The organism is Xanthomonas cannabis pv. cannabis (assembly GCF_000802365.1).
GTDB classification, from domain to species: Bacteria; Pseudomonadota; Gammaproteobacteria; order Xanthomonadales; family Xanthomonadaceae; genus Xanthomonas; species Xanthomonas cannabis.
Map to the genome: position 1 here is coordinate 1 of NZ_JSZE01000149.1, position 7,349 is coordinate 7,349.

Here is a 7,349-nt window from a genome sequence, read left to right on the forward strand (position 1 = left end):
CCCTCATCCGGCGCTACGCGCCACCTTCTCCCGATGGGAGAAGGGAAGAACGCCGCAGCTACCGAGCACGCCCCTCTCCCGCCGGGAGAGGGGTTGGGGTGAGGGTACGGGGCGAAGCCCACGTGCCGCTCCAACCGCACGAGGCTTCGCCCGTACCCTCATCCGGCGCTACGCGCCACCTTCTTCCGATGGGAGAAGGGAAGAACGCCGCAGCTACCGATCAGCAGCTACCGATCACGCCCCCTTCCGGGCCCTTCTCCCCATGAAGGGGGGCACTGTCCCGGCGGGAGAAGGGAATGCATCTATGCTGAAATTTTGCCCATCGCCGCCTCGCCCGCATACACCCGCGGTACGCGCTTGAGCCCGCACAGCAGCTGATACGCGCTGACGTTGCATTGCGCGGCCAGCGGGCTGACTTGGGGTGCATCGCCCCACAGCTGCACCGGCGCGCCGATCCCGGCCTGCGGGTGATCGGTGAGGTCCACCGTCAACATGTCCATCGAAACGCGCCCGATCAATGGGCAGACCTGGCCGTCGACCAGCACCGGGGTGCCGTTGGGCGCGAATTGTGGGTAGCCGTCGGCATAGCCCATCGCGACCACGCCCACGCGCGTGGGGCGCTCGGCCACGAAGCGCGCGCCATACCCCACCGGTTCGCCAGCCGGCAGCTCGCGCACCGAGATGATGCACGAGCGCAGCGTCATCACCGGGCGCAGTTGCGCGGTGCTGTCGGTGTCCTGCGCGAACGGGTTGGCGCCGTACAACATCAGGCCCGGGCGCGACCAGTCGTTGCGCAGCGCCGGCCAGCCGAGCAGGCCGGGCGAATTGCGGATGCTGGTTTCCGCGCGCATGCCGCCGGCAGTCAGCGCGAATGCCACGGCCTGTTCGTCAGTGCGGCTGCAGTCCAGTTCGTCGGCGCGCGCCAGGTGCGTCATCAACACCAGCGAAGCAATCTGCGGCAACCCGCGCAAGCGTAGCCAGGCGGCGCGGAAATCGTCCGGCGACAGGCCCAGCCGGTGCATGCCGCTGTCCATCTTCAACCAGACACGCAATGGGCGCGGGCTCTGGAACTCGGCCAGCGCGCGTACCTGTTGCGGGGTGGCCGCCACCGTCCACAGATCATGCTCGGCGATCAGGCGCAGTTCGTCGTGTTCGAAAAAACCTTCCAGTAGCAGGATCGGTGCGTGAATACCTGCCTGGCGCAGCTCCAGCGCTTCTTCGATGCAGGCCACTGCGAAGCCGTCGGCCTCCGGCTCCAGCGCCTGCGCGCAGCGCACTGCTCCATGCCCATAGGCGTCGGCCTTGACCACCGCCAGCGCCTTGCTGCCGCCCAGGCGCTTGGCCAGGCGGTAGTTGTGGCGCAATGCATCCAGATCGATCGACGCTTGCGCAGGACGCACTACGCGGCCTCCCGCTGCGGGCGCGCGCTGCGCGGCGACAGGTAACGGAACACGTCCAGGCCCTCGGTATCGATTTCCGGCGTGCGACCCTGCATCAGGTCGGCCAGGTAGCGCCCGGAGCCGCAGGCCATGGTCCAGCCCAGGGTGCCGTGGCCGGTGTTGAGGAACAGGTTGGCGAACGGGGTAGCGCCTACCACCGGGGTGCCATCCGGGGTGGCCGGGCGCAGGCCGGTCCAGAACTCGGCCTGGGCCAGATCGCCGCCGCCGGGGAACAGGTCGTTGACCACCATTTCCAGGGTGGCGCGACGACGCGGATTCAAGGACATGTCGAAGCCGGCCACCTCGGCCATGCCGCCGACGCGGATGCGGTCGTCGAAGCGGGTCAGCGCGATCTTGTAGCTCTCGTCCAGCACCGTGGAGGTCGGCGCGCGCTGCGCATCGACGATCGGAATGGTCAGCGAATAGCCCTTGAGCGGGTACACCGGCAGATGCAGGCCGAGCGAGAGCAGCAGATCGGCCGAATAGCTGCCTAGCGCCAGCACGTAGCGGTCGGCGGTTTCGATGCGGCCGTCGATCTGTACGCCGGTGACCCGGCCGCCGGCGTGCGCCAGGCGCTCGATCTGCTGCCCGTAGCGGAAGGTGACACCCGCCTGCGCAGCCAGCTCGGCCAGCCGCTGGGTAAACAGGCGGCAGTCGCCGGTCTGGTCTTCGGGCAAGCGCAGCGCGCCGGCCATCTGCGCGCCGCCGCCGGCCAGGCCGGGTTCGAAGTGCGCGATCTGCGCCGGGCTCAGCACCTCATACGGCACGCCGTACTGGGCCAGCACCTCGATGTCCTGGGCGGCCGCATCCAGCTGCTGCTGGGTGCGGAACAACTGCGTGGTGCCGAGCTGGCGGCCTTCGAATTCGATGCCGGTCTCGGCGCGCAATGCGTTGAGGCAATCGCGGCTGTAGTCGGACATGCGCACCATGCGCGCCTTATTCACCGCATAGCGCTCGGCGGTGCAGTTGCGCAGCATCTGGCTCAGCCAGGCCAGCTGGCGCAGGTCGCGGGTGGGGCGGATCGACAGCGGCGCATGCTGCTCGAACAGCCACTTCATCGCCTTGCCCGGGACGCCAGGCGCAGCCCACGGCGAGGTGTAGCCGAACGACAGCTGGCCGGCGTTGGCATAGCTGGTCTCCAGCGCCGCCGCCGGCTGGCGGTCGACCACGGTCACTTCGCAACCGGCCTGCGCCAGGTACCACGCACTGGTCACGCCGATGACGCCGCTGCCGAGAATGAGCACCCGCATGTCGTTCTCCTGAAAAGGGTATTCCCCCACAACAAGACACTGAGAGGGACAGTTAGCCGCAGTATATTGCGAGGCAGGCAGTGCCATTTCTGGAATCGGCACGCCTTTGTAGTGAAACTCCCTGCCAAACCCTGCCGAGACAGACCGCATGACCACCCCCACCCGCGAACTGGACAAGATCGACCGCAAGATCCTGCGCATCCTGCAGCAGGAGGGGCGGATCTCGTTCACAGAACTGGGCGAGCGGGTGGGCCTGTCGACCACGCCGTGCACCGAGCGCGTGCGCCGACTGGAGCGCGACGGCGCCATCACCGGCTACTACGCACGGCTGGATCCGCACTATCTCAAGGCCAGCCTGCTGGTGTTCGTGGAGATCAGCCTGGCCTACAAATCCGGCGACATCTTCGAAGAATTCCGCCGCGCCGCGCTGAAGCTGCCCAACGTGCTGGAGTGCCATCTGGTCTCCGGCGACTTCGACTACCTGCTCAAGGCGCGCATCAGCGAAATGGCCTCCTATCGCAAGCTGCTCGGCAGCACCTTGCTGACCCTGCCGCACGTGCGCGAATCCAAGAGCTACATCGTGATGGAGGAGGTCAAGGAGACGCTGGCGTTGCCGATTGCCGATTGCCGATTGAATCGGGAATCGGGAATGGAGAATCGGAACTAGGGTTTGGACAGTTGTGGGTTGCCGGTACCGGTGGCATCGGGGGGAATCGCTAGCAGTGGTGGCTGGTGTTGGTGGCTGGTGTTGGCGGTTGGTGGTTGGTGGTTGGCGGTCGGCAATAGACCGGATCGCTGCCGTCAGCGCACAACGCGCATGCCATCGCCTGCCGGTACTGCGTCGTAGTAGCGGCCGGTCTTGGTATCCAGCACACGGTTGGCGCCGGCCGGCTGCATGCCCTGCAGCAAGCGGCCATTGCGGTCGTAGACCATCGGCGTCGTCGGCGACACCTGGCTGCCGGCTGGCGCCACAGGTGTCTGCGCCGGACCACGGGTGGGGATGCTCGGCGCGACCGGGCGCTGCCCCAGCTGCGAGGGCACGGGGGCGGTCGAGTTAGCCGGCTGTAGCGCGCGCGGCGGCGTCACAGTGGGCTGAACCGGTGTCGGCGTGGTGATGGGCTGCAACGTGTTGGACGAACGCGTGGTGGTGGCCGACTGCGCCACCGCCGCGCCGGCCATCGCCAGCAGACCGCAGAACAGCAGGCCGCGCGTTGAGGAATGGATCGCCATGACAGGCACCGTGATTGATCGGGAGTGGTTAATCGATGGGGGCGCGACCAGGCGGCAGCAATGCACGCAACCGGCCGGGGGATGAACGCTTTGGTCAGGTCGTTGCACTGCGAAGACGCCAATCTCCCGCCGGGCCGTTCCCTTCTCCCATCGGGACATTGTCCTCCTTCATGGGGAGAAGGTGGCGCGCAGCGCCGGATGAGGGTACGGGCGCAGCCACGGGCTTCTCCAGCGCACGCGTGACTTGCTCGAACACGTCGACCGGTTGAACCACGCGCGCAGCGCCCACATCACTGGGGCAGGCGTCGGCACCCCGCCGGCGAGCGCATGCGAGAGCCTCATGAGCCAGTTCGATCTGACCCCTCCCTCCCCCGCCAAGCGCGACGCCCTGATCGCCGGGCTCAGCGATGAGGAACAGCGCGTGCTGCTGCACCACGGTACCGAAGCGCCGTTTTGCGGCGTCTTTCTGGACAACAAGCTGGACGGGGTCTACACCTGCCGGCTGTGCGGGCTGCCGCTGTTCCGCTCCAGCGCCAAGTTCGACTCCGGCACCGGCTGGCCGAGCTTCTTCGCGCCCTACGACACCGCCCATGTGCGTGAGATCCGCGACACCAGCTACGGCATGATCCGCACCGAGATCGTCTGCGCGCGCTGCGACAGCCACCTGGGCCACGTGTTCCCGGACGGCCCGCCGCCGACCGGCGAACGGCACTGCCTCAACTCGGTCTCGCTGGGCTTCACCGAGAACGGCCAGGCACTGCCCAACCCGTTGCACCGCGATGGCGCTGAGGCGCAGCCGGCCTGAGGCCAGGCCAAGTGCCGGTCGGCGGCGGCGCCCACGCGTGGCGCCGATCTGGCACCCACTGACGTCGCAGGGCACCATGCGCAGCGCCAGATCCCTTAAGCACTGGCCACACCATGCCCCAACCGTCGCCGCGCCGGCGACGGACGATCCAGGCAGGAGTACGCAGATGCACACGTCCTCGACCCTGATGCTCGCCGCAGTGCTGGCCGCCACCCTGGCCAGCTGCACCGCAGGCGATCGCTCTGCCGACACCGCACCTGCGACCGCGACGGAGCCACCGTCCATCGCAACCGCAGGCCCGGACGGCAGCCCGCCGCCGATGGCCACCGACGCCAGCGTGACCGGCCCGCTGCCCCATGCCGGCCATCCGGGGCCGGTCACGCCGCCACCAGCCCCAACCCAGGCCCCGCATACCGTGGCCTGGCGCTGCGGCGAGCGCGCCATCACTACCCGCTTCGACCCCGCCGCCGATGCCCTGCGGTTGACCCTGGACGGCCGTGCGCTGACCCTGCTCAGTGCTGCCCAGGCCGCCTACGGCGCGCGCTTTGCCGACGCCCATGGCAACCAGTTCTGGGAGCATGCCGGCGAGGCGACGCTGTCGCTGGCAGGCGGGGATGCGGTCAAATGCGTGCAGGAGCCCGCAAGCACGATCGGCTGACGGTTCAGGCACAACGCACCTTGCCGACGCCCACGGCACCGGTTCCGGGAGCATGCCGGTGAGGCGACGCTGTCGCTGGCAGGCGGCGATGCGGTCAAATGTGTGCATGAGGCCGCAACGACAATCGGCTGTTCGTTCAGTCACAGCGCACATCTTCACGCCGTGCGCTTCAAGAATCGGCCGCGCAAGCCGAAACCACTAGCACTCCCAGATTGCTTTCGGCTTCGCCATGCTCATCATCGTTGGCTTCATCGTCGTCATCGTCAGCGTCCTCGGCGGCTATGTGCTGTCGCACGGAAAACTGGGTGCGTTGTGGCAGCCGTACGAGCTGATGATCATCGGCGGCGCGGCCCTGGGTGCGTTCCTGGTCAGTACGCCGGGCAAGATCGTCAAGGAGACGCTGACCGGCGTGCTGGGCGTGTTCAAGGGCCCGCAGTACAAGTCCGACGACTACAAGGACACCCTTAGCCTGATCTACGAGCTGTTGAACAAGGCCCGTCGCGACGGCTTCATGGCCCTGGAAGACCACGTCGAAAAGCCGCAGGACAGCACCATCTTCGGCAACTACCCCAAGGTGGTGGCCGACCATCACCTGCTGGACTTCATCACCGACTGCCTGCGCCTGATGATCGGCAGCAACATCGAGCCGCACGAACTGGAACCGCTGCTCGAACTGGAACTGGAAAAGCACCACCACGAGGCCCTGGCGCCGGCGCATGCGCTGAGCAAGGTCTCCGACGGCCTGCCCGGCTTCGGCATCGTGGCGGCAGTGCTCGGCATCGTGATCACCATGGGCTCGATTGGCGGGCCGATCGAAGAGATCGGCCACCACGTCGGCGCCGCGCTGGTGGGCACCTTCCTGGGCATCCTGCTGGCGTACGGCTTCGTGTCGCCGTTGTCGGCGGCGATGGAAGCGCGTGCCGAGCAGGACGGGCGCATCTACGAGGCGGTCAAGACCGCGCTGCTGGCCTGCCTGCGCGGCTACAACCCCAAGATTGCGCTGGAATTTGCGCGCAAGACCCTGCCCTCCAACGTGCGTCCGAGCTTCGGCGATTTCGAAACGCACCTGAAGACGATCAAGTAGGACTGCGGTCATGGCCGAGGGCAAATCCACCGTCGTCATCCGGCGGGTCAAGAAGGTGCAGGGCGGCGGCCATCACGGCGGCGCCTGGAAGGTGGCGTTTGCCGACTTCGTGACCGCGATGATGGCCTTCTTCCTGGTGCTGTGGCTGATGGCCGCCACCACCAAGGAGCAGCGCGCGGCGATCTCCGAATACTTCCGCAACCCCAGCCCGCTGTCCGGCAAGTCGCCGGCGCCCTCGCCCGGCATGAATGGCCCCGGCGGCGCCAGCACCTCGATGATCAAGCTCGGCGGCACCGCCGACATGGCCAAGGGGCAGAAGGACGAAATGGGCCGCAAGCGCGACAACGCGGCAGACACCGACGTGGACAGCCGCGCCAAGGACAAGCGGCGCCTGGAAGCGTTGATGCAGGACCTGAAAGAGGCCATCGACAAGAGCCAGGCGCTGGAGCCGTTCAAGGACCAGTTGCTGCTGGATCTCACGCCCGATGGCCTGCGCATCCAGATCGTGGACAAGCAGAACCGCCCGATGTTCGATATCGGCCGCGACCAGCTCAAGCCGTACACGGTGGACATCCTGCGCGAGCTGTCCAGCTTCATCAATCAGGTGCCCAACCACATCAGCATCACCGGTCACACCGACACCACCGCCTACAGCAGCGATGCCGGCTACACCAACTGGGAACTCAGCGCCGACCGTGCCAATGCCGCACGCCGCGCGCTGGTGGGCGGTGGCATGGCCGATGCCAAGGTGACCCGCGTGGTGGGGTTGTCGTCCTCGGTGCTGTTCGACAAGACCGACCCGCAGAATCCGATCAACCGCCGCATCAGCATCGTGGTGATGACCCAGGACGCCGAAGAAGCGGCCCTGGCCGGCGCCGGCCAG

Annotated in this window: 8 protein-coding genes; 5 read left to right on the plus strand and 3 right to left on the minus strand. The window is 67.3% G+C overall.

The genetic code is table 11. The features are described from left to right. Positions 1–302: 302 nt before the first annotated feature. Both alr and OZ10_RS18580 read right to left on the minus strand, forming a co-directional pair. The gene (gene alr, locus OZ10_RS18575) at positions 303–1,400 is read right to left on the minus strand and encodes an alanine racemase (protein WP_039566471.1); all 1,098 of its coding nucleotides are present in this window, start codon (positions 1,398–1,400) and stop codon (positions 303–305) included. Next, positions 1,400–2,689 (minus strand): D-amino acid dehydrogenase, encoded by a 1,290-nt coding sequence (locus OZ10_RS18580; protein WP_039566472.1) that lies wholly within the window; start codon positions 2,687–2,689, stop codon positions 1,400–1,402. The genes alr and OZ10_RS18580 overlap by 1 nt, the downstream gene beginning before the upstream one ends. 148 nt (positions 2,690–2,837) lie before the next feature. On the opposite strand from OZ10_RS18580, the gene OZ10_RS18585 reads away from it, so the two are divergent. Further along, the gene (locus OZ10_RS18585; RefSeq protein ID WP_052210067.1) at positions 2,838–3,356 is read left to right on the plus strand and encodes a winged helix-turn-helix transcriptional regulator; all 519 of its coding nucleotides are present in this window, start codon (positions 2,838–2,840) and stop codon (positions 3,354–3,356) included. A 134-nt stretch (positions 3,357–3,490) separates the two neighbouring features. Here OZ10_RS18585 and OZ10_RS18590 read toward each other — a convergent pair whose 3' ends face one another. Continuing rightward, positions 3,491–3,919, minus strand: a complete 429-nt coding sequence (locus OZ10_RS18590) for a hypothetical protein (protein ID WP_039566476.1) — start codon at positions 3,917–3,919, stop codon at positions 3,491–3,493. Positions 3,920–4,259: 340 nt separating this feature from the next. Between OZ10_RS18590 and msrB the strand changes: the two genes are divergently transcribed. The 4 genes from msrB to motB all read left to right on the plus strand — a co-directional run. Further along, a complete protein-coding gene (gene msrB, locus OZ10_RS18595) occupies positions 4,260–4,724 on the plus strand; it encodes a peptide-methionine (R)-S-oxide reductase MsrB (protein WP_039566478.1) in 465 nt (154 codons plus the stop codon). Between the two features lie 166 nt (positions 4,725–4,890). Further along, positions 4,891–5,382, plus strand: coding sequence for an MliC family protein (locus OZ10_RS18600; protein ID WP_039566482.1), 492 nt, complete (start codon positions 4,891–4,893; stop codon positions 5,380–5,382). A 229-nt stretch (positions 5,383–5,611) separates the two neighbouring features. Beyond that, entirely contained in the window at positions 5,612–6,466 is an 855-nt protein-coding gene (motA, locus tag OZ10_RS18605) for a flagellar motor stator protein MotA (RefSeq protein WP_039405757.1), read from the plus strand. Positions 6,467–6,476: 10 nt separating this feature from the next. Continuing rightward, a partial coding sequence (motB, locus tag OZ10_RS18610) for a flagellar motor protein MotB (protein WP_039566484.1) occupies positions 6,477–7,349 on the plus strand: 873 nt, incomplete at its 3' end.

Bases quoted from the DNA above. Each gene is read 5' to 3' on its own strand.
- msrB (WP_039566478.1), top strand. From the start codon at position 4,260: ATGAGCCAGTTCGATCTGACCCCTCCCTCCCCCGCCAAGCGCGACGCC.
- OZ10_RS18580 (WP_039566472.1), bottom strand. From the start codon at position 2,689: ATGCGGGTGCTCATTCTCGGCAGCGGCGTCATCGGCGTGACCAGTGCG.
- OZ10_RS18590 (WP_039566476.1), bottom strand. From the start codon at position 3,919: ATGGCGATCCATTCCTCAACGCGCGGCCTGCTGTTCTGCGGTCTGCTG.
- motA (WP_039405757.1), top strand. From the start codon at position 5,612: ATGCTCATCATCGTTGGCTTCATCGTCGTCATCGTCAGCGTCCTCGGC.
- OZ10_RS18600 (WP_039566482.1), top strand. From the start codon at position 4,891: ATGCACACGTCCTCGACCCTGATGCTCGCCGCAGTGCTGGCCGCCACC.
- OZ10_RS18585 (WP_052210067.1), top strand. From the start codon at position 2,838: ATGACCACCCCCACCCGCGAACTGGACAAGATCGACCGCAAGATCCTG.